Origin of the sequence: Ruegeria atlantica (assembly GCF_001458195.1) — a bacterium.
Taxonomy (GTDB): domain Bacteria; phylum Pseudomonadota; class Alphaproteobacteria; order Rhodobacterales; family Rhodobacteraceae; genus Ruegeria; species Ruegeria atlantica.
This window is the reverse complement of record NZ_CYPU01000071.1, coordinates 47,529-73,939: the sequence shown is the minus strand read 5'-3', so window position 1 is coordinate 73,939 and position 26,411 is coordinate 47,529. Positions and strand designations below refer to the sequence as shown.

Annotated in this window: 23 protein-coding genes; 16 read left to right on the top strand and 7 right to left on the bottom strand. The window is 58.7% G+C overall.

All coding sequences use genetic code 11. The features are described from left to right. Positions 1-7: 7 nt before the first annotated feature. Positions 8-2,806, top strand: a complete 2,799-nt coding sequence (gene polA, locus RUA4292_RS19520; protein WP_058279110.1) for a DNA polymerase I — start codon at positions 8-10, stop codon at positions 2,804-2,806. A gap of 41 nt (positions 2,807-2,847) precedes the next feature. Here polA and RUA4292_RS24250 read toward each other — a convergent pair whose 3' ends face one another. Next, positions 2,848-3,078 (bottom strand): DUF2798 domain-containing protein, encoded by a 231-nt coding sequence (locus RUA4292_RS24250; protein WP_082637211.1) that lies wholly within the window; start codon positions 3,076-3,078, stop codon positions 2,848-2,850. A gap of 79 nt (positions 3,079-3,157) precedes the next feature. Further along, entirely contained in the window at positions 3,158-3,907 is a 750-nt protein-coding gene (locus RUA4292_RS19510) for a hydroxypyruvate isomerase family protein (protein ID WP_058279108.1), read from the bottom strand. Between the two features lie 175 nt (positions 3,908-4,082). On the opposite strand from RUA4292_RS19510, the gene RUA4292_RS19505 reads away from it, so the two are divergent. After that, positions 4,083-5,027 (top strand): DMT family transporter, encoded by a 945-nt coding sequence (locus tag RUA4292_RS19505; protein ID WP_233493503.1) that lies wholly within the window; start codon positions 4,083-4,085, stop codon positions 5,025-5,027. On the opposite strand, the gene RUA4292_RS19500 is transcribed toward RUA4292_RS19505, so the two are convergent. Continuing rightward, positions 5,024-5,602 carry a DUF1285 domain-containing protein gene (locus RUA4292_RS19500; protein ID WP_058279347.1) on the bottom strand — a complete coding sequence of 193 codons (579 nt, stop codon included), beginning with the start codon at positions 5,600-5,602 and terminating at the stop codon, positions 5,024-5,026. The genes RUA4292_RS19505 and RUA4292_RS19500 overlap by 4 nt on opposite strands. Positions 5,603-5,666: 64 nt before the next feature. Here RUA4292_RS19500 and RUA4292_RS19495 point away from each other — a divergent pair, with 64 nt between their 5' ends. Genes RUA4292_RS19495 through RUA4292_RS19480 form a run of 4 tightly spaced genes read left to right on the top strand, consistent with a single transcriptional unit; the run spans position 5,667 to position 12,341 of the window. Continuing rightward, positions 5,667-6,674, top strand: a complete 1,008-nt coding sequence (locus RUA4292_RS19495; RefSeq protein WP_058272869.1) for an AAA family ATPase — start codon at positions 5,667-5,669, stop codon at positions 6,672-6,674. Continuing rightward, the gene (locus tag RUA4292_RS19490; protein WP_058279107.1) at positions 6,671-7,546 is read left to right on the top strand and encodes a DUF58 domain-containing protein; all 876 of its coding nucleotides are present in this window, start codon (positions 6,671-6,673) and stop codon (positions 7,544-7,546) included. The genes RUA4292_RS19495 and RUA4292_RS19490 overlap by 4 nt, the downstream gene beginning before the upstream one ends. After that, positions 7,543-10,305: a DUF4159 domain-containing protein gene (locus RUA4292_RS19485; RefSeq protein WP_058279106.1), complete on the top strand. Its 2,763-nt coding sequence runs from the start codon at positions 7,543-7,545 to the stop codon at positions 10,303-10,305. The genes RUA4292_RS19490 and RUA4292_RS19485 overlap by 4 nt, the downstream gene beginning before the upstream one ends. Beyond that, positions 10,302-12,341, top strand: a complete 2,040-nt coding sequence (locus RUA4292_RS19480) for a hypothetical protein (protein WP_058279105.1) — start codon at positions 10,302-10,304, stop codon at positions 12,339-12,341. The genes RUA4292_RS19485 and RUA4292_RS19480 overlap by 4 nt, the downstream gene beginning before the upstream one ends. Before the next feature lie 4 nt (positions 12,342-12,345). On the opposite strand, the gene RUA4292_RS19475 is transcribed toward RUA4292_RS19480, so the two are convergent. Beyond that, positions 12,346-13,191: a 2-keto-4-pentenoate hydratase gene (locus RUA4292_RS19475; protein WP_058279104.1), complete on the bottom strand. Its 846-nt coding sequence runs from the start codon at positions 13,189-13,191 to the stop codon at positions 12,346-12,348. Positions 13,192-13,306: 115 nt separating this feature from the next. On the opposite strand from RUA4292_RS19475, the gene RUA4292_RS19470 reads away from it, so the two are divergent. Beyond that, positions 13,307-15,508, top strand: a complete 2,202-nt coding sequence (locus RUA4292_RS19470; protein ID WP_058279103.1) for a response regulator — start codon at positions 13,307-13,309, stop codon at positions 15,506-15,508. Between the two features lie 24 nt (positions 15,509-15,532). After that, positions 15,533-15,994, top strand: coding sequence for a VOC family protein (locus RUA4292_RS19465; RefSeq protein ID WP_058279102.1), 462 nt, complete (start codon positions 15,533-15,535; stop codon positions 15,992-15,994). Here RUA4292_RS19465 and yaaA read toward each other — a convergent pair. From yaaA to RUA4292_RS19450, 3 genes are all read right to left on the bottom strand, one after another. Then, positions 15,985-16,755: a peroxide stress protein YaaA gene (gene yaaA / locus RUA4292_RS19460; RefSeq protein ID WP_058279101.1), complete on the bottom strand. Its 771-nt coding sequence runs from the start codon at positions 16,753-16,755 to the stop codon at positions 15,985-15,987. The genes RUA4292_RS19465 and yaaA overlap by 10 nt on opposite strands. 35 nt (positions 16,756-16,790) lie before the next feature. Continuing rightward, positions 16,791-18,830, bottom strand: a complete 2,040-nt coding sequence (recQ, locus tag RUA4292_RS19455; RefSeq protein WP_058279100.1) for a DNA helicase RecQ — start codon at positions 18,828-18,830, stop codon at positions 16,791-16,793. Between the two features lie 86 nt (positions 18,831-18,916). Continuing rightward, positions 18,917-19,207 (bottom strand): YggT family protein, encoded by a 291-nt coding sequence (locus RUA4292_RS19450; RefSeq protein ID WP_058279099.1) that lies wholly within the window; start codon positions 19,205-19,207, stop codon positions 18,917-18,919. A 132-nt stretch (positions 19,208-19,339) separates the two neighbouring features. On the opposite strand from RUA4292_RS19450, the gene RUA4292_RS19445 reads away from it, so the two are divergent. From RUA4292_RS19445 to RUA4292_RS19410, 8 genes are all read left to right on the top strand, one after another. Next, positions 19,340-20,707 (top strand): MFS transporter, encoded by a 1,368-nt coding sequence (locus RUA4292_RS19445; RefSeq protein WP_058279098.1) that lies wholly within the window; start codon positions 19,340-19,342, stop codon positions 20,705-20,707. Next, positions 20,704-21,567, top strand: coding sequence for a penicillin-insensitive murein endopeptidase (gene mepA / locus RUA4292_RS19440; protein WP_058272879.1), 864 nt, complete (start codon positions 20,704-20,706; stop codon positions 21,565-21,567). Before RUA4292_RS19445 ends, mepA begins: the two co-directional genes overlap by 4 nt. Further along, positions 21,540-22,424: an esterase-like activity of phytase family protein gene (locus RUA4292_RS19435; RefSeq protein ID WP_058279097.1), complete on the top strand. Its 885-nt coding sequence runs from the start codon at positions 21,540-21,542 to the stop codon at positions 22,422-22,424. The genes mepA and RUA4292_RS19435 overlap by 28 nt, the downstream gene beginning before the upstream one ends. 91 nt (positions 22,425-22,515) lie before the next feature. Further along, the gene (locus RUA4292_RS19430) at positions 22,516-23,160 is read left to right on the top strand and encodes a queuosine precursor transporter (protein ID WP_058279096.1); all 645 of its coding nucleotides are present in this window, start codon (positions 22,516-22,518) and stop codon (positions 23,158-23,160) included. Positions 23,161-23,423: 263 nt separating this feature from the next. After that, complete coding sequence (gene arfB / locus RUA4292_RS19425) at positions 23,424-23,843, top strand: alternative ribosome rescue aminoacyl-tRNA hydrolase ArfB (protein WP_058279095.1); 420 nt, start codon at positions 23,424-23,426, stop codon at positions 23,841-23,843. Positions 23,844-23,903: 60 nt separating this feature from the next. Next, entirely contained in the window at positions 23,904-24,650 is a 747-nt protein-coding gene (locus RUA4292_RS19420) for an SDR family oxidoreductase (RefSeq protein WP_058279346.1), read from the top strand. An 81-nt stretch (positions 24,651-24,731) separates the two neighbouring features. Further along, a complete protein-coding gene (locus tag RUA4292_RS19415; RefSeq protein ID WP_058279094.1) occupies positions 24,732-25,745 on the top strand; it encodes a P1 family peptidase in 1,014 nt (337 codons plus the stop codon). Positions 25,746-25,858: 113 nt separating this feature from the next. After that, positions 25,859-26,272, top strand: a complete 414-nt coding sequence (locus tag RUA4292_RS19410) for a c-type cytochrome (protein WP_058279093.1) — start codon at positions 25,859-25,861, stop codon at positions 26,270-26,272. Positions 26,273-26,411 lie beyond the last annotated feature (139 nt).

The window sequence follows — 26,411 nt, the reverse complement described above, 5'->3', positions numbered from 1 at the left end:
CGCGCGCATGAGCAATTTCGGAAAAGGGTGTCACCTGCATCTGATTGACGGATCGGCCTTTATTTTTAGGGCCTATCACGCGCTGCCGCCACTGACGCGAAAGTCGGACGGGCTGCCGATTGGCGCAGTTTCTGGCTTTTGCAACATGTTGCAGAAATATGTTGAAGGGAACGCTGGCCCGGACGCACCGACCCATGTGGCGGTGATCTTCGACAAGGGCTCGCACACGTTCCGCAACGATATGTATGACCTCTACAAGGCCAACCGCGAAGCGATGCCCGAGGACCTGCGCCCGCAGATGCCCCTGACACGCGAAGCAACGAAAGCTTTCAACATCGCTTGCAAAGAGTTGGAAGGGTACGAGGCCGACGACATCATCGCGACCCTTGCTGTGCAGGCGCGTGAGGCGGGCGGGCGTGTGACAATCGTAAGCTCGGACAAGGACCTGATGCAGCTGGTTGGCGGCGGTGTCGAAATGCTGGATGCGATGAAGAACAAACGCATCGACCGCGATGGCGTGATTGAGAAATTCGGCGTTGGCCCTGAACGCGTGGTTGATGTGCAGGCACTGGCGGGCGACAGCGTCGATAACGTGCCCGGGGCTCCAGGCATTGGGGTCAAAACGGCCGCCCTGCTGATCAACGAATATGGTGATCTGGAAACGTTGCTGGACCGGGCCGAAGAAATTAAGCAGCCAAAGCGCCGCCAGACCCTGATCGAAAAGCGCGACCAGATCGAACTGTCGAAGAAACTGGTGCAACTGGACGAGAACACACCGCTGGATTTCACGCTGGACGATCTTGAGGTGAAAGACCCCGAACCTGAAACCTTGCTGGGTTTTCTGGCAGATATGGAGTTTCGCACGCTCACCAAGCGGATCGCGGAAAAGTTGGGTGCCGAAGCACCAGCGATTGCCGATGCGCCTGCGCCAGCTGCTGAGGTGGTCGAAGCTGAAGTTATCCCCTTTGATGCGTCAAAGTATGAATGCGTAAGGGATGCGAGTGCGCTGCAAAAATGGATCGACCAGGCGTATGAGCGCGGCTGGATCGCCGTGGATACGGAGACCACCGGCCTGAATGAAATGATCGCTGATCTTGTTGGCATCTCCCTGTCGGTTGAGCCGGGCGAGGCGTGTTACATCCCGCTGATCCACCGCGAAAGCGCCAGCGACGATCTGTTCGGTTCAGACGCGCTGGCCGAGGGCCAAATGCCCGTCAATGAGGCCCTGAATCTGCTCAAACCTATGTTCGAAGACCCGTCGATCCTGAAGATTGGGCAGAACATGAAATACGACGCCAAGATTTTCGTCCGCTATGGCGTGAACGTGGCACCAATCGATGACACGATGCTGATGTCCTACGCGATGCATGGGGGTGAGCATGGGCATGGTATGGATACCTTGTCCGAACGCTATCTGAATCACACTCCGATCCCGATCAAACCGCTGCTGGGTTCGGGTAAATCGGCGATCACTTTCGACAAGGTGCCGATTGATGAGGCGACCGCCTATGCGGCCGAAGATGCCGATATAACTCTGCGCCTATGGAAGCTGTTCAAACCGCAACTGCATCAGGTGCAGGTGACAACGGTATATGAGACGCTCGAACGCCCGCTGGTGCCGGTTCTGGCCGAGATGGAAATGCACGGCATCAAGGTCGATCGCGATGTGCTGAGCCGGATGTCCAACGCATTTGCCCAGAAAATGGCCGGATTAGAGGCTGAAATCCACGAATTGGCGGGTGAGAATTTCAACGTCGGCTCCCCGGCTCAACTGGGCGAGATCCTGTTCGACAAGATGGGTCTGGAAGGCGGCAAAAAGGGTAAGACCGGGAAATATTCGACCGGCGCTGATATCCTGGAAGATCTGGCAACCGAGCATGAATTGCCACGTCGTGTATTGGACTGGCGGCAGTTGTCCAAGCTGAAATCGACCTACACGGACGCGCTGCAGACCCATATCAACCCCGATACGGGTAGGGTGCATACGTCTTATTCGATCACTGGGGCGAACACGGGCCGTCTGGCCTCGACCGATCCGAACCTGCAAAACATCCCAGTGCGCACCGAGGAAGGTCGCCGAATTCGCGAGGCGTTCATTGCCGAGCCGGGCAACGTACTGGTCAGCCTTGACTACAGCCAAATCGAGCTGCGCATTCTGGCGCATATCGCTGATATTTCGGCTCTGAAACAGGCATTTTCCGATGGGCTGGACATTCACGCCATGACCGCGTCCGAGATGTTCGATGTGCCACTGGACGAGATGACGCCGGATATCCGCCGTCAGGCCAAGGCGATCAACTTTGGTGTAATCTACGGCATTTCAGGCTTTGGCCTGGCGCGCAACCTGCGCATCCCGCGGGCCGAGGCACAGGGGTTCATCGACCGCTATTTTGAACGCTTTCCGGGTATTCGTCGCTACATGGACGACACCGTCGCCTTCGCCAAAGAACATTGCTATGTGCAGACCTTGTTCGGGCGCAAAATTCATACGCCCGAGATCAATGCCAAGGGGCCGCATGCGGGGTTCTCGCGCCGGGCGGCGATCAATGCACCGATTCAGGGAACGGCGGCGGATGTAATCCGGCGCGCGATGGTGCGGATGCCAGATGCGATCAATGGTCTGCCCGCCAAGATGCTGCTGCAGGTGCATGACGAATTGCTGTTCGAAGTTGCCGAGGATGCGGTGGACCCTTTGATCGATGTCGCGCGCGACGTGATGGAAGGCGCATCTGATCCGGCGGTGAAGCTGGACGTAAAGCTGAGCGTGGATGCCGGGCAGGGTGCGAACTGGGCCGAGGCGCATTAGGGCGCTGCTCATCAGGCCCGACGGGCCCTCTTTGCAGCGGGTCAGTCCTGCGGTCTGACCCACCCCTCGACCATACGTTTTACTGTTGGTCCAAGGGTCAGGATGACGGCGAAGGCGATGGGCCAGCAAAAAGCCCAGGAACCCATCCAGTCACCAAATGTGGACGGTCCGAAACCGACAGCTTTGACCGTGGCGATGCCAGTGACGATACAGGACATGAGGCCGGACATGATCAGTCCGAATACAGCGTGGGCCAAGCGGGCAGGGATCATTTCGGGCATCCTTAAGGTCGCGATGCCCCGGTTTTAGATATTTTCCCCCTGATTGCCAGACGGAATAGGGAAACTGGCGTCACATCCAGCCCAATGAGTGCACGGTTCTGGATGTTGACGGTGTGTATTCGGCGCTAACCCAACCGGAATATCCCGACGCCGTCATAGCGTTAAAAAGCTGAGCGAAATCCGTCGGACCGCGTCCCGGTTCAGAGCGGTCCGGGGCTGCTCCGACCTGGGCATGTACGACCCGTGGATGAAACTGTTCCCAAACCTGCAGCGCATCTCCGTGGATCATATGCGCGTGAAAGCTGTCATATTGCAGGCCGACATTCGGGCGATCCACACGATCCAGGATGTCAGCAGCCAGGTTGTAATCGTTGAGGAAGTAATCGGGCTGGGACACTGGATTGAGCGGTTCAATCGTGAATTGTCGGTGCGGCGCAAGGTCGGCCGTCCATTGTAGGCTGCGAACCATGCATTCAAACGCGTCCGGTCCCGAGGAATAGCCTGACATGATGTGGATCAGCCCCGGGCGCAGCACCTGAGCATAGCGCAAAACGCGGCGGATATCCGACTGGAACCGGCCTTCACCACCGGGAACAGCGGCATAACCGGGATCACCGCCGGTGTAATTGGGTGGGGGTGCATTGATCAGCACCAGATCCAAACCGTTGGCCAGCAACGCGCGGTGTGTCTCCTTGGCGGCCAGTTCGTAGGGAAACAGAATCTCGACCGCCTTGAACCCGGCCTCTGCGGCGGCCTGAAACCGGTCCAGGTAGGGAAGCTCGGCAAAGAGCAGAGAGATATTGGCTGCGAATTTTGGCATCGGAGGCCTTTGGTTAGCTGGTGCGCTGACCTTATCCGCGAGGCGATTTTAACAAAAGAGACTGAAAACGACAGTTTGTCGAAATTCGACCAGATCCGGCTGACTGAATCAGCGAGGGTCCGGGCAACGCGGCGAATCATTTCAGAACGCCGTACCAACAAAAGGTTCGAACATAATGGCGATGAGCCCAGACCCCGCGCGCGGGAACGCCCTTTCTGCGCCTGCCGGCCAAAACTCGGTCCTGTCCGGCAACGGCTTGGCAGTGGCGTCCATGCTGACGTGGGCGGCTGGGTTTCCGGCGGCCGAGGTGCTGTTGCAGACATGGCCGCCAGTTGCGCTGTTGGTTGCGCGCATGGCCATGGCTGTTGCGTTTCTACTCCCGATTTGGGTCATGATAGATGGCCCGGAACGGGTTCTACGTGCCCGTTGGGGACATGCGTTTGTCGTCGGCGGGTTTGGTATCGGTCTGGGGATGTTTCTGCTGATCGTGGCGCAAAAACTGACTGACCCGGTCACAACGGCCATCATTGCCTCATGCGCGCCATTGATTGCGACATTGCTGGAACTTGCTTCTGGTACTCGGCGACTCAAGTGGAATTTTGCTGTTGGGGTTCTAATCTCGGTAGTGGGCGGATTGATCGCCACCAGCGCGGTAGCCCCGGCACAGTTGGGTTTGGGCGCGGCCTGTGCCGTTGCAGCGACAGCCCTGTTTTGCTGGGGTAGCCAGGCAACCTCGCGAGATTTCCCCGAATTAAGCCAGACCGGGCGCGCAGCGGTCACATTTGTTGGCGGGTTCTTCATGGCAACCATCCTGATAGCCGGAGCACATCATCTGGGCATGGATATCGTGCCGTCCATTTCTATCGACACGCGTCAAATTGGGATGCTGGCGATCTATTCGCTGATTTCCATGGCGCTCAGCCAGATCCTGTTTGTTGCATCGATTGGCAAACTGGGCGTCGCGCTTACGTCCTTTCACATCAATGTCGCCCCCTTCTACGTGATGCTGATCATGCTGGTGCTGGGCGAAGAGTGGAACTGGACCCGAGCGCTGGGCGCAGGGGTCGTGGCAATGGCTGTTGTTCTGGCACAGGATCGTCGGGTCGCAAAACCGGCCTAGTCGGTCAGGCTGTCCGACCGGATAAGCGGGAAAAACTGCCCACTGGACCAGACGCCAAACCAGCCATCTTTGTGCGTTGCGATGTCCACAAGACGATAAAAGCTTTTGCGATCTATGCGCGCCTCAAGATTTGCGCGAACCAATACGTAAGGTGACGGCTCGTCTGTTTCGGGATCGATGACAATTCGGATCGGGTGATCAGGACCAGCTATCGCGGTATCACCAACACGGGTCGTAAATGTCAGTACTTGGGCCTGACCCTCGCCTGTCGCGTCAAAATCCACGGCCACAAAGGGCGCATCCTCGACAGTGATTCCCACCTTTTCCACCGGGGTCACAAGGTAGTATTTCCCGTCTTCTTTCTTAAGAATTGAGGAAAAAAGCTTCACAAGCTCGAACCGGTTGATCGGCGACCCTAAATAAGTCCAACACCCATCTTTTGCGATATGGATGTCCAGATCGCCGCAAAACGGAGGATTCCACAGGTGAACAGGGGGTAAACCCCTGGTTTTGGCCGCTTTGACCGAGGCCGCCAGCCCGTCCGGAGAGGGGGTCACAGGTTTTTGTCCGCTCATTGCTTTTGCCATTTCCTTTTCGCGCGATACACTTCAACCATAATAGTCCACGGAAGGGAAAGTCATGACCGAACCTGCCGACCTCGTGTCCGAGATCGAAGCGCTGGAAATCAAACTGCAAGAGGCCAAGGCCTCGATCACCCGTCGCTTTATCGGACAGGAAAGGGTCGTGGACCTGACGCTGACCGCCCTGTTGTGCGGTGGGCACGCCCTGCTGATCGGCCTGCCTGGGCTTGGCAAGACGCGGCTGGTTGAAACGCTGTCGACCGTGATGGGTCTGCACGGTAACCGCATCCAGTTCACGCCTGATCTGATGCCCGCCGATATTCTGGGGTCCGAGGTTCTGGACACAGCCGAGGATGGCAGCCGCCACTTTCGCTTTATTTCCGGTCCGATCTTCTGTCAGCTGCTGATGGCGGACGAAATCAACCGCGCCAGCCCCCGGACTCAGTCAGCGCTTTTGCAGGCGATGCAGGAACGCACTGTGACTGTGGCTGGCGAAGACCGCGATCTGGGTGAACCATTCCATGTATTGGCGACGCAAAACCCGATCGAGCAAGAGGGTACTTATCCACTGCCCGAGGCGCAGCTGGACCGTTTCTTGGTTCGAATTGACGTGGATTATCCCGATCGCCAGACCGAGCGCGATATTCTTCTGGCCACGACTGGCGTGGAAGAGGACGAAGCGCACGAGATTTTCAGCAAGGAAGAGCTGTTGGCCGCTCAGACCCTGTTGCGCCGTATGCCGGTCGGGGACTCTGTTGTGGAACTGATCCTCGATCTTGTCCGCGCCTTCCGCCCCGAAGAGGCGGGTGTTTCCGAACGGGTGGCTGAAACCGTCGCCTGGGGCCCCGGTCCCCGTGCGGCGCAGGCACTCATGATGACGGTGCGCGCCCGGGCGATGCTGCAGGGGCGTTTGGCCCCAAATTCCGAGGATGTGCTGGACATGGCGCGTCCGGTGCTCAGCCACCGGATGGCGTTGAACTTTGCGGCGCGGGCGCGCGGTGACAGTTTGGCTGACCTGATCGACTCGACTGCCGCTGGTCTTGTCCGCACCGAGGCTGCGGCGTGAATGCGGCGCTGACCCTTCGAGAAAGATCTGAGGCCGAAGCGTCCCGGCTGCCGCCGTTGTTGGCACGGGCTGAGCAATTGGCCGGAACCGTTCTGCTGGGCGACCACGGCCGCCGCCGCGCGGGGCTTGGTGATGACTTCTGGCAATACCGCCCCGCTCAGATCGGCGACAGCCGCCGGATGATCGACCATCGGCGCTCTGCCAGAGGGGATCAACAATTTGTGCGCGAACGCGAGTGGCAGATTGCGCAATCGGTTATGCTGTGGGTTGATCAGGGCGCGTCGATGCGGTTTGCGTCTGACAAGAACCTGTCCGCCAAGGCCGACCGCGCTCGTCTGCTGGGTTTGGCAACCGCGATCCTGCTGGTGCGCGGTGGTGAGCGCGTCGGCCTGACTGGCACGACCCTGCCGCCACGGCGCGGCAACGCGCAGGTCATCCGACTGGCAGAAGCGTGGTCCGAGGATGCTGAGTCCGACTATGCGCCACCCGAACACCGCGCCATGATCCCGCATGCCCGCGCCGTTTTCATTTCCGATTTCCTTGGTCCGCTGGATGAGGTTGAACTGGCCCTCACCAAAGCCGCAGACCGTGGGGTGCGAGGCTTGGTTCTGCAGGTTCTTGATCCCGGAGAAGAGACCTTTCCCTACCGGGGCCGCACAATCTTTGAAAGCGTCGGCGGATCTGTCCGACACGAAACCCTAAAGGCCGGAGATCTGCGTGAGCGGTATCTGGAACGGCTTGCCAAGCGTAAGGACGCACTGACCCGGCTGTGCCGCGCGACAGGGTGGCAACTGGGGCTGCATCACACCGATGACAGTGCGCAAGCGGCTCTGTTGTGGCTCTATCGTGCGCTGGATGGGGGTACGGGATGACGGTTCTGGCGGGCATTGGCTTTACCGCACCGTGGGTGTTGATGGGTCTCTTTACCCTGCCGATCCTGTGGCTGATCTTGCGTGCCGTGCCACCCGCGCCGATCCGTCGGTTGTTCCCGGCGGTGACGCTGCTGCTGGGGTTGAGGGATGACGAAAGCGTTTCTGACCGCACCCCATGGTGGCTGCTGTTGCTGCGCATGCTGGCGGCGGCGGCGATTATCATTGGATTGGCCGGACCGGTCCTGAACCCTTCGCGCGATCAGGCAGGCTCCGGTCCGTTGCTGCTGGTGCTGGATGCCAGTTGGGCCGGGGCGACCCGCTGGTCAACGACGCTGGATCAGATCAATGTGCAGCTGATCGAGGCCGGGCGCGCGGGTCGCACCGTGGCTATCCTGCGCCTGACCGAACCTGAAGCCCCCGTTTTCCAAGCCGCCGAAGCATGGCGTGGCCGTTTACCCGGGCTGACCCCGACACCGTGGCAACCGACCTGGGCGCAAGTCGATATGGCGCTGGCTGCCATGGATCAGGTGGACGGAGGGTTTGACACCCATTGGTTCAGCGACCGCCTGACCTACGAGGGGCACGAGGCGATCTTGGCTGCCCTGCGCGCGCGCGGTGATGTGACCGTTTATCAGGCCCCGTCGCCTGCGGTCGCCATTCTGCCTGCCACTTATCAGGACGGGGTCATTCAATTATCCACGCAACGGGCTGAACCCGGCCCTGTCGATCGCATTACGATACTGGCTCAGGGGCGTGACCCTGCCGGTGCAATGCGTGTCCTGCAATCGGCCGAGATGGAGTTTGCCAGCGGTGAGACACAGGCGCAGGTGGAACTGTCGCTGCCTTCCGAACTGCGCGCGCGCATCACCCGGTTCGAGATTCAGGGTGAGCGTTCGGCAGGGGCCGTCACGCTGACCGATGACAGCTTGCGGCGACGCGAAGTCGCCCTGATTGCCGGATCGCTGAACCGCGAAGGGTTAGAGCTGTTGTCGCCGTTGCATTACCTGACGCAAGTTCTGACCCCTACGGCGGACTTCGTCGATGGCGGATTGCTGGAAGTCCTGCCCGCCAATCCAGATGTGATCGTGCTGGCCGATGTGGCGAAACTGGCCGGGTCCGAACAAGCGGCGCTGGTCGAATGGGTGGAACAGGGCGGTTTGCTGCTGCGCTTTGCCGGTCCGCGGATGGCGGCCAGCGATCTTGGCCGGGATGCCGAGGACACCCTTTTGCCGGTGCGCCTGCGCAGCGGCGGACGCTCGGTCGGTGGCGCGATGAGCTGGGGCGAAGCCAAAGGGCTGGCACCTTTCCCGGAGAACTCGCCCTTCTACGGACTTCAGGTGCCGGAAGATGTCAAAGTGACCACGCAAGTCATGGCGCAACCAGACCCTAATTTGGCGGACCGGGTGATTGCCTCACTTTCGGATGGTACGCCGTTGGTGACCCGCAAAGCGTTGGGTTTGGGGCAGGTGGTACTGTTCCATGTCACGGCGGATGCGGAATGGTCCAGCCTTCCCTTGTCTGGGCTTTTTGTTGAAATGCTGGACCGGCTGGCGGTTTCGTCAGCGGCGAAATCACGGCAGGAGTCACAGTTGCAAGGCACCACGTGGGAACCGATCCAAGTTATGGATGGCTTTGGTGTTCTGTTTGATGCCGGAAATCTACCGGGCGTCGATGGTGTTGAACTTGTGACCGGTCAGATCGGTCCCGATCTGCGACCCGGCCTTTACGAAAGCGGCAAACAGAAATTGGCACGCAATGTTCTGACCGATGAAACGGTTCTCAGCCCAGCGGTCTGGCCGTCGGATGTTCCGATCAAGGGCCAGGAGGTCAGCACCGAAACACCCATTGGGGGCATCCTGCTGAGCCTTGCATTGTTGTTACTGACGATCGACGTCATCGCCTCGCTGGCGTTGTCCGGTCGCCTGGGTCTTGCCAGGGCGGCGGCTGTCGCACTGGGGGCGATTTTGCTGGTGCCCGAAGTACAGGCGCAAACGCCCGAAGGTACAGATTTCGCGTTGAGCGCCACACAGGAACTGGTTCTGGCGCATGTTCTGACGAGTGATCAACAGGTTGACGATATTGCGGCTGCAGGAATGCGGGGATTGGCTCAGACGTTGTTTTTCCGAACGTCGGTAGAACCTGCTGAACCCATTGGCGTGGATCTGGAACGGGACGAGTTGGCGTTTTTCCCGTTGCTTTATTGGCCGATCTCACCTGACCAGCCGCAACCGTCGGCTGAGGCTTATACCAAGCTCAACGCTTACCTGCGTTCGGGCGGAATGATTCTGTTCGACACGCGAGACGCGGATGTAGCCCGCTTCGGGGCCGCCAGCCCGAATGGGCGCAAGCTGCAACAGATCGCGGCTCCGCTGAATATCCCTTCGTTAGAGCCTGTACCGCATGACCATGTCCTGACCCGTGCCTTCTACCTGCTGCAGGATTTTCCGGGTCGCTACGCGGGCACCGAAGTGTGGGTCGAGGCCGCACCCTTGGATGCCGAACAGATCGAAGGCATGCCGTTCCGCAACCTCAATGATAACGTGACGCCAGTGGTGATCGGCGGCAATGACTGGGGTGCGGCCTGGGCCATTGATCGCAACGGTCAGGCACTACTGCCGGTTGGCCGCGGGTATGCAGGTGAGCGGCAGCGTGAGCTTGCAAACCGCTTTGGTGTCAATCTGGTGATGCATGTGCTGACCGGGAACTACAAATCAGATCAGGTGCACGTGCCTGCCTTGCTGGACAGGTTGGGACAATGACAGGAACCGTCATCTTCGATCCGCTGATCCCTTGGCCCATTCTCGCCATCGTAGTGGCGATTGCTGTCGCTGGGGTTGTTCTGGCCCTGTGGCGCGGTCTGTCTGGCTGGGCTTTGCGCGGTTTGGCGGCGCTGGTTGTGATCGCTGCGCTGTCAGGTCCGGTCTATCAGGTCGAGGATCGCGCGCCGCTGACCGATATCGTTCTGATGATAGAGGATGAAAGCGCCAGCCAGACCCTTTCGGACCGGGCGGATCAGACCGCGCAGGCCACAAAGGAATTGGCGGCCGAGATTGAATCCCGTGACAATACGGAACTGCGCCGCATTCGCGTAGGCGACGGAGACGGGGACGAAGGCACCCAAGTCATGGCAGCGCTGAACGAAGCGCTGGCCGAAGAGCCTCGAGCCCGGATCGCGGGCATTCTGGTGGTGTCGGACGGCATCGTGCATGATGCCGATCAGGCCCCCGACCTGCCCGCGCCCATGCACCTTTTGCAGACAGGACGCAAAACGGATTGGGATCGCCGTCTGATCGTCCGCAATGCACCTGCCTTTGCCATTATTGATGAACCCGTCACTTTGACCCTAAGGGTCGACGATAGCGGAGCAGCGCCCACTGGGGCCTCGACCGCGCCACTAGAAATTTCGGTCGACGGGGCCGAAGCCGAACAATTCACGATTCCCATTGGTGTTGATGTTGAGCTGCCGATCACACTGCCCCATGGCGGGCGCAACGTGATTCAGTTCACCGTACCAGAGGCCGAGGGCGAACTGACCGATCGCAACAACACCGCGCTGATCCAGATGAACGGGGTCCGTGACCGGCTGCGCGTGTTGCTGGTGTCCGGAGAGCCGCATCCGGGCGGGCGGACATGGCGCAACCTGCTGAAATCTGACAGTTCCGTGGATCTGGTACATTTCACCATCCTGCGCCCCCCTGAAAAGCAGGACGGGGTGCCGGTGGATGAATTGTCACTGATCGCCTTCCCGACGCGCGAGCTGTTTCTGGAAAAGATTAACGATTTCGACCTGATCATCTTTGACCGCTATAAGCGGCGCGGCATCCTACCGGCGATCTATCTGGACAACGTCACCAACTATATAAACGAAGGCGGTGCCGTTCTTGTTGCTGCCGGACCGGATTTCGCCAGCGCCGACAGTATCTTCCGCTCGCCTTTGGCACCGATCCTGCCCGCGCAACCCACTGCGCGGGTGATCGAGGAACGCTATGTGCCGATGGTCACCGACCTGGGGCATCGCCATCCGGTCACGACGGACCTTGGCGACTCGGATAACTGGGGTGCTTGGCTGCGCCAGATCGACGTCAATCACCGTACGGGTGAGGTGTTGATGACGGGCGTGGATGACCGGCCCCTGTTGGTGCTCAACCGTGTTGGCGAAGGGCGCGTGGCGCTGCTGGCCTCGGACCATGCCTGGTTATGGAGCCGCGGATTCGAAGGCGGCGGACCGCAGCTGGAATTGCTGCGCCGGTTGGCGCATTGGATGATGAAAGAGCCCGAGCTCGAGGAAGAGGCCTTATGGGCCGAGGCCAATGGTCAGGTGATGCGCATCATCCGTCAAACGCTGGGGGATGAGGTCGGGCCGGTAACCGTAACCCGCCCGAACGGCGAAACGGTCGAAATTACCTTGGATGAGGTCTCGCCGGGGCGGTTCGAAGCACAGTATTTCGGACCGGAAATTGGCCTCTACCGCCTGCAGGAAGGGGAACAATCCACCGTCATCGGGCTTGGCCCTGCTGCCCCCAAGGAATTCGAACGCACGATCGCAACGGCCGAGGTACTGGAACCTGTGACAACAGAATTGCGCGGCGGTACGGTACGTTTGGAGGACGGTTTGCCGTCGATCCGCAACGTACGTGCCGGGCGTCCCGCATCAGGGCGCGGATGGATCGGTCTGACCCCGCGCGACGCCTATGAAACACGTGACGTGACGCAGGCCGGGCTATTGCCACCTTGGCTTGTATTGCTGCTGGCGGGCGGGTTCCTTCTGGCGGGCTGGCTGCGCGAGGGGCGGTGATAGGTCAGTCAAACACCACGCTGACCGTGGGATTGCCGGGCAAGCCGTCGTAAGACACAGACGCCCCGCCTTTACCCTTTGCAGGCGGGAATAACGGCCCGAATGATCCGACGGAAATCAAGTCCCTCGGTTGAAATTCAATCCCTTTGAACATCAGCCAAAGGGCGGCATTGGCCGGATGCCCCAGTACCGCTGTGCCCGGTGCCTGCGCCAGAATCTCGTCATCTGCGGCGCGGAGGGTGACGGTCATATCAGCCAAGGCCTGCACCATAGCTGCCGGATCGGACACAGGGATTTCTGCCCCCAAAACACCCAGCTTCGTAGCAACGCCAATTGCTGTCAGCGTGACCGGGGTGATCGGTTCACCCTCGGCAAAGGTCAGGTCAGGTAGTTCGATAAACGGGCGGATGGCTGAGATGCCTTGCAGCACCTCCTCTGGAGACGTGGTCTGATTGATATCCGCTGTGCCGACAACCAGCACCAGATCGGCCTCAAATACCGGTCGCGCACCCCAGTCTGATGGAACGGTCGCGCCGTCATCCAGCATCATGTTGCGGAACAATACGCCCTGAACCGGTTCGGATGCGCCAAATCTTTCTTGTGCCGGTGCGCTCGTCAAACCGGCCTTGTAGCCGATGACCGGCCCTAAATGTGGCTCTAATGCAGACACTATACGCGCTTGCGTACACAGTGCATCTTTCATTGTGCCATCAGGCGAAAGGGCAGATGTGGGCGTAGCTGAGAGGTAATCCGCGACGAACCGATTGATCTGGCCATCCGTTGCGCAGCCCGCGGCCACAGGATGGGCAAACACGCCACAGGCCAACAACGCGCCGAAGAAACACCGCATAACAAACCTCCGTTTCGGCAAGAGTGGCACAAGGTTCGATCATTGGGCAACGGCTTAAACAGTTCTTCACTCTCTGCCCGGATGCTGGACGCAGATTGTCCCGGAAACACCAAAGATGAGTCTTGCAGGAAAACTGTCACAGGAACGGCGCGCACGTCTGGCGGCCGAGCGGTTGTTGGAAATGAAACAGGCAGAGCTGTCGGCTGCAAACCGCAAACTGGGCCTGCATGCGATGGCATTGACCAAGCGGATCGGTGAAACCCAGGCCGAGGTTGAAACGGTCCGGGGTGAAAATGAAAAGGTCAAATCCGATCTGACGGTCGCCAACGCCAAGATCGAGGTGGCCGAGCGCCGCCTGTGGCATTCAATCCAAACTATTCAGGATGGATTCGCGTTCTTTGACGAGGAAAGTCGCCTGATTGGGGCAAACGCGGCTTACTTAAGCGTCTTTGACGGGCTGGAAGAGGTTGCGCCGGGTGTAACCTATCCGAGGATTCTTGAGATTCTGACCACTGAGGGGCTGATTGATCTTGGGTCCGAGCCGACGCCTGGCTGGCGCGATAGAATGCTGCAGAGATGGGCGATGCCTCACCCCCAGCCCGAGGTAATCCGGCTGTGGAACGGCCATTACATCAAGCTGATCGACCAGCGCGGTCATGGTGGCGATGTGGTGAGCCTGGCCCTGAACATCACCGCATCCGTGCGCCATGAGGCCGAATTGACCGCTGCTCGTGAACGGGCCGAGGCAGCAAACCGCGCCAAATCGGCCTTTCTGGCCAACATGAGCCATGAAATCCGAACCCCGATGAACGGCATCGTGGGCATGACCGAATTGCTGACCGAAACACCTTTGGATGAAGAACAACGGCTGTATTTGAACACCATCCGCAACTCGGGCGAGGCGCTTTTGGTGATTATCAACGATGTCCTGGACTATTCCAAGATCGAGGCGGACAAGCTGACCCTGCACCCGGAACAGTTCGACTTTGAACGCTGCATTCTTGAAGTCGCGATGCTGCTGCAACCCAGCGTGCGCGATAAAGGTCTGACGCTATTGGTGGATTACGATCTGTTCCTGCCCACAATGTTTGTTGGCGATCCAGGGCGGGTCCGGCAGGTTTTGACCAATCTCGTCGGCAATGCGGTCAAGTTTACGTCCGAGGGCCATGTCCTGATCCGCGTTACCGGCGTGCCGAACCCGGATGCCCAATCCTGCGATGTGCATGTTGCGATCGAGGACACTGGCATCGGCATCGATGAAGACAAGATCGGGCACATTTTTGGCGAATTCAATCAAGTCGAAGACGAGCGAAACCGGGCCTTTGAAGGAACCGGTCTGGGATTGGCAATAACGAAACGGCTGATCACATTGATGGGCGGTGCTATCTGGGTGGATAGCGAGCCGGGGCAGGGCTCCTGCTTTGGCTTTCGTGCCTCACTGCCGACCGCTGAAGGCCCGCAACCTGCCCCGCCCGATCTTGACGGGCGCCTGCGCCATGTGATGATCGTCGATGATTTGGCCGCCAACTGCGCGATCCTGTCCAAACAGCTGGGTCGGCTGGGGGTGCAGGTCACCGTTTGCACCTCAGGCCGAGAGGCGCTGACGGCGCTGGACGACAGTGTGGACCTTCTGCTGTGCGATCATGACCTGCCCGACATGGACGGGCTTGAGCTGGCTGTCATGCTGAAAGACAGGGGGTGGGGCGCTCTGCCGATTGTCGTGATGTCGGCCAATCCCGGTGTCATTCACGCCCACCCCGCGCGCCACCTGATCGAAGGCGTTCTACAAAAGCCGATCCCCAGGGCTGAGCTGTACGCGCGCCTGAAAGCGCTTGGCCACCCACAGGGCGTTGAGTCGCTTTCGGAGACCGCACCGATCAATCAGGCACCTAACCAACCCGCATGTGAAGGAACGCAGCGTATCATGCGTGTTCTGGCGGCCGAAGATAACCGGACCAATCAACTGATCCTTAAGAAGATGGTCAAAAATCTGAACATCGACCTGCGCTTTGCCGGCAACGGGATCGAAGCGGTGCAGGCGTATCAGGAGTTTGACCCAGACCTTATCTTTATGGATATCTCGATGCCTAAAATGGACGGCAAACAGGCCACAGCCGAAATCCGGCGCCGTGAGATTGAGACTGACCGTCATGTTCCTATTGTCGCCCTTACGGCTCATGCGATGGCTGGTGACGATCAGGGAATCTTATCTGCCGGGCTGGATCACTACCTGACCAAACCGCTGCAAAAGCAGACGATTCACCAGATGGTTCTGACCCATAGGCCGGATGATTGTTGCCCGGTTGTTGCAGAGTAAATCTGGGCTGACTAGATTGCACCCATGTCTGAAGATCGTGGATTTCAGCCCCGCGCACTGGGTGAGATTGCCATCCGCTGCGCGGATATGGCCGCCATGGTCGCGTTTTATGAGAACGTGATCGGGTTAAAGCGTCTTAGCGGTGACCACAACAGCGCGATCACCTTCTTCCAGATTGCGCCCGGATATGGTGGCCACACGCAGGTCCTAGCCCTGTTTCACCACACCGCCGCCCCGCGACCAGGGTTGCACCCGACCGGGTCGCAAAAACCGGTGACGGGTGGAGCGTCGTCTCTGCATCACATCGCATTGTCGCTGCCATTCGACGAACAAGAGGCAGTGATGCAGTGGTATGACCACGTTGGCCAGCCCTACCGGATCGAGCAGTTCGGATGGATCGGCTGGCGCGGTATCTTCACCGAAGACCCCGAAGGCAATACGGTTGAACTCGTCGCCTATGACCCGTCGATGTTGGATCAAGCCTGATAGGGCCGCACAAAGACGGGTTTGTTTTCTTCTGACAAATCGGGGCGGTATACATAGCCACCTGAGTCAAAGTCCAGCAGTCCTTTGGGGTCGTCCAGCCTGTGCTGAATGACATACCTTGCCATCGCACCGCGCGCTTTTTTGGCAAAAAAGCTCACGATCTTAGGCGTGCCTGCTTTGTCTTCCATGAAAACAGGGGTGATAACGCGCAGCTTCAGTGCTTTAAGGTCTACTGCGCCGAAATATTCCTGGCTGGCGCAGTTGACCAGAACGTCCGATCCAACCTCAGCACCTTGCGCGTTGAGCGCTTTGCTCAGTTGATCGCGCCAGTATTCATACAGGTTCTTTCCGCGGCGGGTTTTTAGCTTGCTGCCCATCTCAAGCCGATAGGCCTGAATGGAATCCAGCGGGCGCAGCACACCGTAAAGACCGGACAGAATGCGAAGATGATCCTGCGCCCAGGCCATCTCCTCGGCATCCAGCGACGCAGCTTCAAGCCCTTGATAGGTGTCGCCCGCAAAGGCCAGCGCGGCGGGGCGTGTCACATCCGCCTCGGGCGCATCTGAAAAGGCGCGATACCTGTCGCGGTTCAGGCGCGCGAGATCATCGCTTAGGTCCATCAGCTTTTTCAGGTCGCCCAGTGTCAGATTGCGGGCGGTTTTTGACAGGCGGATGGCATCGTCCTGAAAGTCTGGCTGCGTGACTTCGACATCCCGTTCCGCCCAGTCCAGCCGCTTGGCCGGGGAAATAACTACCAGCATATCCACTCTCTTTCCTTGCCTGTACTGGGCCGTATCTAGTCCGTCTGTCGCAGCACGTCCAGAAAGGCGGCTCCAAACCTTTCGTGACGGCGGTCACCCAGAACATGTTCCATTGCGCGCGGGTCATCTGACCGCAATTGTGCAACCTTGGCGAGTTGCGAGGCCGAGCAAGTTAGCGGCTTGTCGATCCCCTGCGGACCGCGTGATAGCTGCGACTGCACTTCAAGCAACTGGTCATAGATATCGCCCTGATCCCGGCCAGCCAATTTGCGGCGCGCGGGATGAACGGCTTCAACCTCACCGGCGACGACTTCAAGAAACGTGTCACCATAACGTTCCAGCTTTTTCGCGCCGACCCCGCCAATTCGGGCCATATCGTCCAGAGACAGGGGGCGTTTCTCAGCCATTTCGATTAGCGTGCGGTCAGGGAAGATGACATAGGCCGGTACCCGCGCGGCTTCGGCCAAAGCGCGCCGTTTGGCTTTCAGGGCCGATAGCAGCGGCGCGTCTTCCTCGGACACCATCATTTTGACCGCCGGGCGGCGTCCGGCCTTGCGCAATGTGTCCTTGCGCAGGTTGATCCGGGCCTCACCCTTCAGGATGGGCTTGGCAGCCTCGGTCATTTGCAGTGCGCCGTGGCGTTCGGGGTCTGGGCGGACCAGATCATGCCCCATCATCTGTCGGAAGATGGCCTGCCATTGCGGGCGCGACCACTCTTTGCCGATCCCATAGGTCGACAGTTGGTCATGACGTCGCGCGCGGATCTTGTCGGTTTCATTGCCCAGCAGGATGTCGATCAGGTGGCCGGCGCCGAACCATTCCTCGGTGCGCAGGATTGCAGACAAGGCCATGCGGACGGGCGTGGTCCCATCGAACACTTCGGGCGGGGTGTCACACAGATCGCACTTGCCGCAAGGTTCTGCCTGTTCACCGAAGTAGCCCAACAGAGTCTGACGGCGGCATAACAATGCTTCGGCCAGACCCAATAGAGAATTCAGGCGTGCATGGTCGGCCATGCGACGTTCTGGCGGGGCCAACCCTTCGTCGATTTGCGAGCGGCGCAGGCGGATATCGTCGGGGCCAAACAGGGTCAGAGTTTCGGCAGGGCCACCGTCACGGCCCGCACGACCGATTTCCTGATAATAGGCCTCGATGGATTTAGGCAGGTCCGCATGGGCGACCCATCGAATGTCGGGTTTGTCGATGCCCATGCCAAAAGCCACGGTGGCAACCACGATCAACCCGTCTTCGCGGGCGAAGCGGGTTTCGACGATACGGCGATCCTTGGCCTCCATTCCGCCATGATAGTGGCAGGCAGAGTGACCTTCCGCGCGTAAGGCTTGCGCGAGCACTTCGGTTTTGTTGCGCGTGCCGCAATAGACGATGCCAGATTGCCCTTTTCGGGCACTGGCAAAGTCGAGGATCTGTTTGCGGGGGCCATCCTTGGCCCCAAAGGCAAGGTGGATATTGGGCCGGTCGAACCCGCGCAGAAACTTGTTGGGGGGCGTGCCGTCGAACAGTTTTTCGACGATCTCGTCCTGCGTTTCGGCATCTGCGGTGGCGGTGAAGGCGGCGAGGGGGACGCCCAGCGCGCGCCGCAGCTCACCGATCCGCAGGTAGTCGGGACGGAAATCATGGCCCCACTGGCTGACGCAATGGGCTTCATCCACGGCAATCAGACTGACGTTGATCCGGCTCAGCATCCCCAGCGCCGACCCTGCAGCCAGACGTTCGGGGGCCATGTAAAGCAGCTTGAGCCGCCCGGCCTCCAGCGCTTCCCACACGGCATCTGTTTCTTCGGGCGTGTTGCCCGAGGTCAGAGCACCTGCTTCAACGCCGGCCTCTTGCAGCCCGCGAACCTGATCGCGCATCAGGGCGATCAGCGGGGAAATCACCACCGTCACGCCATCCCGCATCAACGCAGGCAGTTGGAAACACAGGGATTTACCGCCACCCGTCGGCATGATCGCCAGCACGTTTTCACCTGCGGTCACGGCATCGACGATCTCTTCCTGCCCGGGGCGGAAGTCGTCGAATCCAAAGACATCTCGCAGCATCGGTGCGGCGTCGAACATGTGCGGGGTTGCCCTGTTTTAAGGTTTATCTGCTCTTAAGACAGGACAATCACATACTAAGATTCGGTGAACAAGAGGGATCAGCCTCAGCTCAGGGCCAGAAAGAGTTCCGGCAGGACGTAGCTTCGCAGTGAAATGATGATGATCAACACGACCAGAGGCGTCAGATCGATGCCGCCAAGATCGGGCAGCACTTTGCGAATAGGGCGATAAATCGGCTCCAGAATCCGATTCAACCCGTACCAAATCTGGGCAACGAATTGCTGGTGAAGGTTCAGAACCTGAAAGTTGATCAGCCAGCTCATTATGACCTGAATCAAGACGAACCAATAGGCGATGCTCAATACCAAGTCGATCGGGCCGAAAACTGCCATCATATTCGTATACTCCAAGTCACGTTTCGCGAGAGGTAGTGGCTAGCGCGGCAAAGAGCAAGTGTGCGCTAACAGAACCCTTGCGAAATAGGCCAAAGACCCGTCTTATGAAAACAACGATAAACAGGGGCAGTTATGGCAGAAATTTCCAAGCGCAAGCGCATTTGGGGTTGGTGGTTTTTCGACTGGGCCAGTCAACCGTATCACACCTTGCTGGTTACATTTGTCTTTGGTCCCTACTTTGCCGGAGTTGCGGCAGAGTATTATCTGACGTCCGGTCTGGATGCTGATGCGGCCGATGCGCGGGCGCAGACGGTGTGGGCGAATTGCATGACCATCATTGGGTTGATCATCGCCTTTGGCGCACCGTTGATGGGGGCCATGGCGGATGTTTCGGGTCGCCGAATGCCATGGATTTTCGCGTTTTCGGTGATGTATGCGGTGGGGTCCGCCGCGCTTTGGTACACGATGCCCGACGGGTCGAATATGTGGCTGATGTTGTCGGCCTTTGGTCTGGGCTTTGTTGGCGCGGAATACGCTCTGATCTTCATCAATTCGCAGCTGCCCGATTTGGGGGACGAAAATGAGGTTGGTGAGATTTCGGGGTCAGGATTTGCCTTTGGCTATTTTGGTGGGCTGATCTCACTTGCGATCATGCTGGCGCTGTTCGTCGAGCAGGCCAACGGCAAGACCCTGATTGGGATGGATCCGCTGTTTGGGCTGGATGCCTCAATGCAGCAGGGCACACGTTTCGTGGGGCCATTCACGGCGGTTTGGTTCGTTCTGTTCATGATCCCCTACTTCCTTTGGGTCCGGGATGATGCACCGACCGACAAAAAAGGCAATGTGGGCGACGCCCTGCGCCTTCTGGTCAAATCGATTTCCAGTCTGCGTCACCGGGTCAGCCTGGTCACCTACCTTGGATCATCCATGTTCTACCGCGATGCGTTGAACGGGCTTTACACCTTTGGCGGTGTTTATGCGCGACTGGTGCTGGAATGGGACCTGATCAAGATCGGTGTCTTTGGTATCGTCAGCGTTCTGGCTGCGGCTGCGTTTTCGTGGGTCGGCGGTAAGCTGGACAAGAAATACGGCCCTAAACCAGTGATTTTGGTGGCTATCTGGGTGCTGATCTTTGTTTGCATTACCATCGTGTCGATGGACCGCACACAGATCTTTGGCATGTCTTTACCCGAAGGATCCGGCCTGCCTGATCTGGTGTTCTTTGGCTGCGGGGTTCTGATCGGCGGCATGGGCGGTATTCTGCAATCCGCCAGCCGTTCGATGATGGTGCGTCACACCGACCCCAAGGCCCCGGTCGAAAGCTTTGGGCTTTATGGTTTGTCGGGGCGTGCCACAGCCTTTGCCGCCCCCTTGCTGATCGGAATAGCCACAACTGTAACCGGCAGTGCAAGACTGGGGGTGTCACCCATCGTTCTGTTGTTTATTCTGGGGCTAATACTGATGCGCTGGGTGAAACCGGAAGGGGATCAGAGCAGATGATTTTATTACGTTTTTTGACGATACTGGCCGCGATATTTCTGACGAACACTGCTACGGCGCAGCCTCTGGCAAAGCAGTTGTTCGGGGCGCAGAAAGCAAGTTCGCAGCAAAAATCCGCAGCCTTCGGCAGTTATTCGCGTGGGTGCGCTGCAGGGTCGGTGCAATTGCCCGAAACGGGACCGACATGGCAGGCGATGCGGCTGTCGCGCAATCGAAATTGGGGGCACCCTGAGGCGATTGATTATGTGCAGGACCTCAGCAGGTTTGCGGCAAAGCAGCCCGGGTGGAACGGGCTATATGTCGGCGATATCAGCCAGCCGCGCGGTGGGCCGATGACATCCGGGCACCGCAGCCATCAGCTGGGTCTGGACATCGATATCTGGATGTTGCCCGGCGACAACATGCGCTTAAGCCGCAAAGCACGTGAGAATATCTCGTCGATTTCTCTGCGCCGATCGAATGGCGCGTTTGTCAACGGTAACTGGACAAAACAACACCATGCTGTGCTGCGTGCGGCGGCCAAGGACAAACGCGTTGCGCGTATTTTTGTCTTTCCCGGTGCTAAGGCGGAAATGTGCAAAAACGAGAAGGGCAATCGTGCCTATTTGCGCAAGATTAGGCCCTGGTGGGGACATCATTATCATTTCCATGTACGCCTGAAATGCCCGCGCGGTTCGAATGGTTGCGTTAATCAGGATCCTCCGCCAAAAGGGGATGGCTGCGCCGAGGCGCAGCAATGGGTGAACAATATCCTCAACCCGCCGCCACCCGACCCCAACGCCCCGGCGCCAAAAAAACGGCGTGAATTCCGAATGGCCGATTTACCAAAACAATGCGCAAAAGTTCTGCAATCCAACTGACCATCGCGGTATTTCTGGCCGGAGTGGCTTGGGCAGTGGATCACAAGACGCCCGACCATCTTGGCAGTTTTACATGGCGTCACACGGCCGAGTGGTTTGGCGGGATTTCTGCCATCCACATCTCGGATGATGGCCGCCATTTGATTGGAATGACCGATCGTTCGACACTGATTACTGCACGGGTCGAGCGTAATGATGACGAAATTTCTGACATTCAGATCACTGAAAATTGGCCTCTCATTTCCAGCAGAGGACGCCCTCTGACAGGTGGGGCCGGGGATTCTGAAGGCATTGCTGTTGCCCCCGATGGCGGCTTGTACGTCTCGTTCGAAAACACGCACCGGGTGGCCTATTACCCAGCGCCAGGGACCAAAGCTCAGGTTTTGCCGCGGCCCAAGGCGTTTGATGGCTTTGAGCTCAACGGCTCGCTCGAGGCGTTGGCCATTGATCAACGCGGTCACCTTTTCACAATGCCCGAGGAAAACCGAACAGCGACGGGTGATATCCCTGTCTATCGGTGGGACGGTCAGGCGTGGTCGACGCCTTTCGTTTTGCCGCAACGGTGGGACTTTCTGCCAGTTGCAGCAGATTTCGGACCGGATGGCAGGCTTTACGTTTTGGAACGGGATGTCGGTTGGATCGGGTTCCGTTCGCGTTTGCGGCGATGGGAGTTGGACGGTGACACCCCAAGCGCCGAAGAGGTTCTGTTCCAAACTGGGACCGGTGCACATGACAACCTCGAGGGTTTGTCTGTCTGGCGCGACGACGAGGGCCGTTTGCGGGCCACTATGGTGTCAGATGATAATTTTCTGGCGCTTCAGCGTACTGAACTGGTCGAGTATGCTCTGCCCGATTGACACGTCCAAAGCAAAGGTCTAGAAGCGCGGCTTGCCTTGGGACGGTCCCTTGGCCAAGTCGCCGCTACCTTGTCAAAACGGGCATCTGAAAATGCAACGCGCTTATATACCCGGCATTATTGCCATGGCTGCCATTGTTGTGGCCTCGAATTTTCTGGTTCAGTTCCTGATCTTTGACGGACTGCTTACTTGGGGTGCTTTCACCTATCCGCTGGCCTTTCTGGTCACCGACATCATGAACCGCGTCTATGGCGTGGCGACCGCCCGCAAAGTCGTGTTTGCCGGGTTTATCACCGGTATCATCTGCTCGCTGATCGGCAGCCAGATCATGCTGCAAGGTGACGGTTTCACTTATGCCGCTGTGCCGCTGCGAATCGCCGTTGCGTCCGGGACCGCTTTCCTGCTCGCGCAGCTTACGGACGTCACCGTGTTCAACTCATTGCGTGGCGGCCGTTGGTGGCGCGCGCCGCTGGTCTCGACCCTGATCGGATCGGCGTTGGACACCACTTTGTTCTTCACCATCGCATTCTCGGCTTCGATTACTCTCTTTGGTGCCGACGCCGACGCCGCAATCAGCTGGGCGTGGGAGCCTGTACCATTCATGCTGACCGGTCCGATGGCGCCCCTGTGGGTAACGCTGGCCTTTGCGGATTGGCTGGTGAAATTGTCGCTGGCGATGATCGCGCTGATCCCGTTCAAGGTGATCGTCGCGCGGTTGACCGCTCAGCCCGCGTAAAAAAAACGTTTTGAGTTTCGTGCAACTCGTGGCACGATTCCAGTAACCGAAACAGTTTGAAAGGAGGTGATCCAATGTCGAGAAAGGGATTGGAGAGAGGTGTTGGAACAACCGGGGGGATCGCCTGTTAAGGCAGCCCTTGGCGGAGCGCTCGCTCCGGCTGGTCGATTGATCTAACCGACCCAACCTCCTTAGCTTTCGAAGGGCCGTCCCATGCGGGGCGGCCCTTTTTGTTTTCGGATCAGGCCTGTAAGGTCAGCCTCATGTTGCGCATCACCGACGATATCACCCTGCAAGACTGGGAAATGACCGAGAGCTTTGTTCGCTCATCCGGTCCCGGCGGGCAGAACGTGAACAAGGTGTCCACCGCCGTCGAATTGCGGTTCGAGGCGGCGCGCTCACCTTCTTTGCCTGATCCCGTCAAATCGCGGCTCAAGCGTCTGGCGGGGCGACGCTGGACCAAAGAGGGCGCGATCATCATTCAATGCGACGAAACCCGCAGCCAGGCGCGCAACCGCGAAATCGCGCGCAACCGGCTGGCCGAGTTGATCACCCGCGCTATGGTTAAACCCAGGCGCCGTATCGCCACCAAACCCACCTATGGTTCGGTCAAGCGACGTCTGGCTTCCAAAAAGGCACGCTCAGACGTCAAAGCTTTGCGCGGTAAAATACCCGAAGATTGATCTGGTAACTTTGTGGCGCATCGCTACTCTGATTTTGCGCAGCTGCAAAAGGACAAGATCATGAGGTTAGAGGGAAAAACCGCAATCGTGACCGGTAGCGCATCAGGCTTTGGTGCCGGGATCGCGCGGAAATTCCTGTCCGAAGGTGCCCGCGTCATGATCGCGGATATCAACGGTGATGCGGCCGAAGTTCAGGCCAATCAATTGGGCCCGAACGCCTTTGCACATCAGGTCGATCTGGCCAACGGCGCATCGGTTGAGGCGATGGCAGACGCAGCCTTTGATCGACTGGGGCATCTCGATATCCTAGTCAACAACGCCGGCGTCACCCACCTTCCCACCCCGCTGGAGGATGTGAGCGAAGAGGATTTCGACCGCGTTTTCAACGTGAACATGAAATCTGTCTATCTGACCGCCCGTGCATTGGTTCCGCATATGAAATCGCGTGGTACCGGCGCTATCCTGAACGTGGCCTCGACGGCTGGCCTGTCGCCGCGTCCGAATCTCAACTGGTACAACGCCTCCAAGGGGTGGATGATCACCGCGACCAAGACCATGGCGGTCGAACTGGCCCCATCGGGTGTTCGGGTAAACGCCATCTGCCCGGTTGCAGGGGAAACGCCCCTGCTCAAGTCCTTCATGGGCGAGGATACGCCCGAAATTCGCGCCAAATTCCTGTCGACCATCCCGCTGGGTCGTTTCTCGACACCCGAGGATATGGCCAACGCCGCCTGTTTCTTATGTTCCGACGAGGCGAGCATGATCACCGGCACAGCATTGGAGGTCGACGGTGGCCGCTGCATCTGATCCGCTCTTTAATTGGCAAAAAATATCTCGACCGGAGGCAGTGCGCTTGCGTGCTCTTCTGTTCCAACATCTGAAGACGCAATGACCTCCGGACCCCGAAACCTGATCACCGATGTTCCCGGTCTTTTGGTTGGAAACGCTCAGGATGACGCGCTCAAATCTGGCGCAACCGTTCTGACGGCACCCAATCCCTTTACGGCCTCCGTTCACGTGATGGGCGGTGCGCCGGGCACGCGGGAAACCGACTTGCTGGCACCTGACAAATCTGTGTCGCGCGTGGATGCCATCGCTCTGTCCGGTGGTTCGGCCTTTGGCCTGGACGCCTGTTCCGGGGTAGCTGACGCGCTTAGGGCGCAACACCGCGGGTTTGAGGTTGGCAATGTCGTCGTCCCCATCGTTCCGGGTGCAATCCTGTTTGACCTGCTTAACGGTGGCGACAAAGCCTGGGCCGAGAACCCCTATCGCGCGCTGGGGCGTCACGCATTCGAGGGCGCGTCCGATCAGTTCGATCTGGGTACTGCTGGCGCAGGGACTGGTGCCTTGGCTGCCATGCAAAAGGGTGGGCTCGGATCCGCCTCGTTTGTGATGGAAAACGGGGTCACGGTTGGCGCATTGGTTGCTGCCAATCCGCTCGGCAGTGTCACCACGCCGGGTGACCGCCATTTCTGGGCCGCTCCGTTTGAAATCGGCGACGAATTCGGAGGATTAGGGCCTGATTCCAACACGGGTCTTGGTCGTGTCTTGACCAGTCGCAAGGCCAAAGCAATGCGACCCGCCCAGCCGGACAAGGCCAACACCACCATCGCAATTGTTGCCACTGACGCGGCGCTGTCCAAGCCACAATGCCATAGGTTGGCGGTGGCTGCCCATGACGGGATCGCGCGGGCGATTGTTCCCGCGCACACACCAGGCGATGGCGATCTGGTGTTCGGCGTCAGCACAGGCAATCACGACCTTCCAGAGGCTGAACTGGGGCTTCTTGGTCATGTGGCTTCGATCTGTCTGTCGCGGGCCATCGCGCGGGCCGTATTTCTTGCCTCGCCAGCGGCGGGGGATCTTTTACCCTGTTGGTCCGGCTTACATGACTTAAGTTAAGGACGGCCTATATGCCGCAGTGGCACAGTGCCCTCGCGCGGCAATCTGCGCGTTGACTCTTTTTTGCGCCGACTGTCCATTCGGTGCAGCCAATTCGTATCGGAGAAAAAGCTATGAATCGCATTATCGCGACCGCAATCGTCGGCCTTCTGGCCCTTCCCGCATATGCCGAAGGTGACGCCGAAGCCGGAAAGAAGACTTTTAACAAGTGCAAATCCTGTCACCAGATTGCCGATCCTGAGGGTGAAGTCATCGTAAAGGGCGGTAAAACCGGTCCGAACCTGTATGGGATTGCAGGCCGGACCGCAGGAACCGTTGAAGAGTTCAAATATGGTGACAGCATCGTTGCCGCTGGTGAAAACGGTCTGGTCTGGGACGAAACGACATTCGTTGAATATGCAAAGGACCCCAAGGCGTTTCTGAAAGATTATCTGGGTGAAACCTCGGCTAAATCCAAGATGACCTTCAAACTGAAGAAGGGTGCCGAGGATGTTTACGCCTATATCGTAAGCGTGTCTGGCGAATAAAGCCGTAGACCAAACACTGTTTGAGGTTACAAAAGGCCGCAGCCCCTGCGGCCTTTCGTGCGCTTGATAACCGCGTTGAACAGCGCCAATTTGAAAGCGCGCGGTTTTTCATGCATTGCACGCATAAATTCGCAGAGCC

Bases quoted from the DNA above. Each gene is read 5' to 3' on its own strand.
- yaaA (WP_058279101.1), bottom strand. From the start codon at position 16,755: ATGCTGGTAGTTATTTCCCCGGCCAAGCGGCTGGACTGGGCGGAACGG.
- recQ (WP_058279100.1), bottom strand. From the start codon at position 18,830: ATGTTCGACGCCGCACCGATGCTGCGAGATGTCTTTGGATTCGACGAC.
- RUA4292_RS19410 (WP_058279093.1), top strand. From the start codon at position 25,859: ATGAATCGCATTATCGCGACCGCAATCGTCGGCCTTCTGGCCCTTCCC.
- RUA4292_RS19500 (WP_058279347.1), bottom strand. From the start codon at position 5,602: ATGAGCGGACAAAAACCTGTGACCCCCTCTCCGGACGGGCTGGCGGCC.
- RUA4292_RS19445 (WP_058279098.1), top strand. From the start codon at position 19,340: ATGGCAGAAATTTCCAAGCGCAAGCGCATTTGGGGTTGGTGGTTTTTC.
- polA (WP_058279110.1), top strand. From the start codon at position 8: ATGAGCAATTTCGGAAAAGGGTGTCACCTGCATCTGATTGACGGATCG.
- RUA4292_RS19485 (WP_058279106.1), top strand. From the start codon at position 7,543: ATGACGGTTCTGGCGGGCATTGGCTTTACCGCACCGTGGGTGTTGATG.
- RUA4292_RS19505 (WP_233493503.1), top strand. From the start codon at position 4,083: ATGGCGATGAGCCCAGACCCCGCGCGCGGGAACGCCCTTTCTGCGCCT.
- RUA4292_RS19435 (WP_058279097.1), top strand. From the start codon at position 21,540: ATGCGCAAAAGTTCTGCAATCCAACTGACCATCGCGGTATTTCTGGCC.
- RUA4292_RS19415 (WP_058279094.1), top strand. From the start codon at position 24,732: ATGACCTCCGGACCCCGAAACCTGATCACCGATGTTCCCGGTCTTTTG.
- RUA4292_RS19480 (WP_058279105.1), top strand. From the start codon at position 10,302: ATGACAGGAACCGTCATCTTCGATCCGCTGATCCCTTGGCCCATTCTC.
- RUA4292_RS19430 (WP_058279096.1), top strand. From the start codon at position 22,516: ATGCAACGCGCTTATATACCCGGCATTATTGCCATGGCTGCCATTGTT.
- RUA4292_RS19495 (WP_058272869.1), top strand. From the start codon at position 5,667: ATGACCGAACCTGCCGACCTCGTGTCCGAGATCGAAGCGCTGGAAATC.
- RUA4292_RS19420 (WP_058279346.1), top strand. From the start codon at position 23,904: ATGAGGTTAGAGGGAAAAACCGCAATCGTGACCGGTAGCGCATCAGGC.
- arfB (WP_058279095.1), top strand. From the start codon at position 23,424: ATGTTGCGCATCACCGACGATATCACCCTGCAAGACTGGGAAATGACC.
- RUA4292_RS19465 (WP_058279102.1), top strand. From the start codon at position 15,533: ATGTCTGAAGATCGTGGATTTCAGCCCCGCGCACTGGGTGAGATTGCC.
- RUA4292_RS19470 (WP_058279103.1), top strand. From the start codon at position 13,307: ATGAGTCTTGCAGGAAAACTGTCACAGGAACGGCGCGCACGTCTGGCG.
- RUA4292_RS19450 (WP_058279099.1), bottom strand. From the start codon at position 19,207: ATGATGGCAGTTTTCGGCCCGATCGACTTGGTATTGAGCATCGCCTAT.
- RUA4292_RS19510 (WP_058279108.1), bottom strand. From the start codon at position 3,907: ATGCCAAAATTCGCAGCCAATATCTCTCTGCTCTTTGCCGAGCTTCCC.
- mepA (WP_058272879.1), top strand. From the start codon at position 20,704: ATGATTTTATTACGTTTTTTGACGATACTGGCCGCGATATTTCTGACG.
- RUA4292_RS24250 (WP_082637211.1), bottom strand. From the start codon at position 3,078: ATGATCCCTGCCCGCTTGGCCCACGCTGTATTCGGACTGATCATGTCC.
- RUA4292_RS19475 (WP_058279104.1), bottom strand. From the start codon at position 13,191: ATGCGGTGTTTCTTCGGCGCGTTGTTGGCCTGTGGCGTGTTTGCCCAT.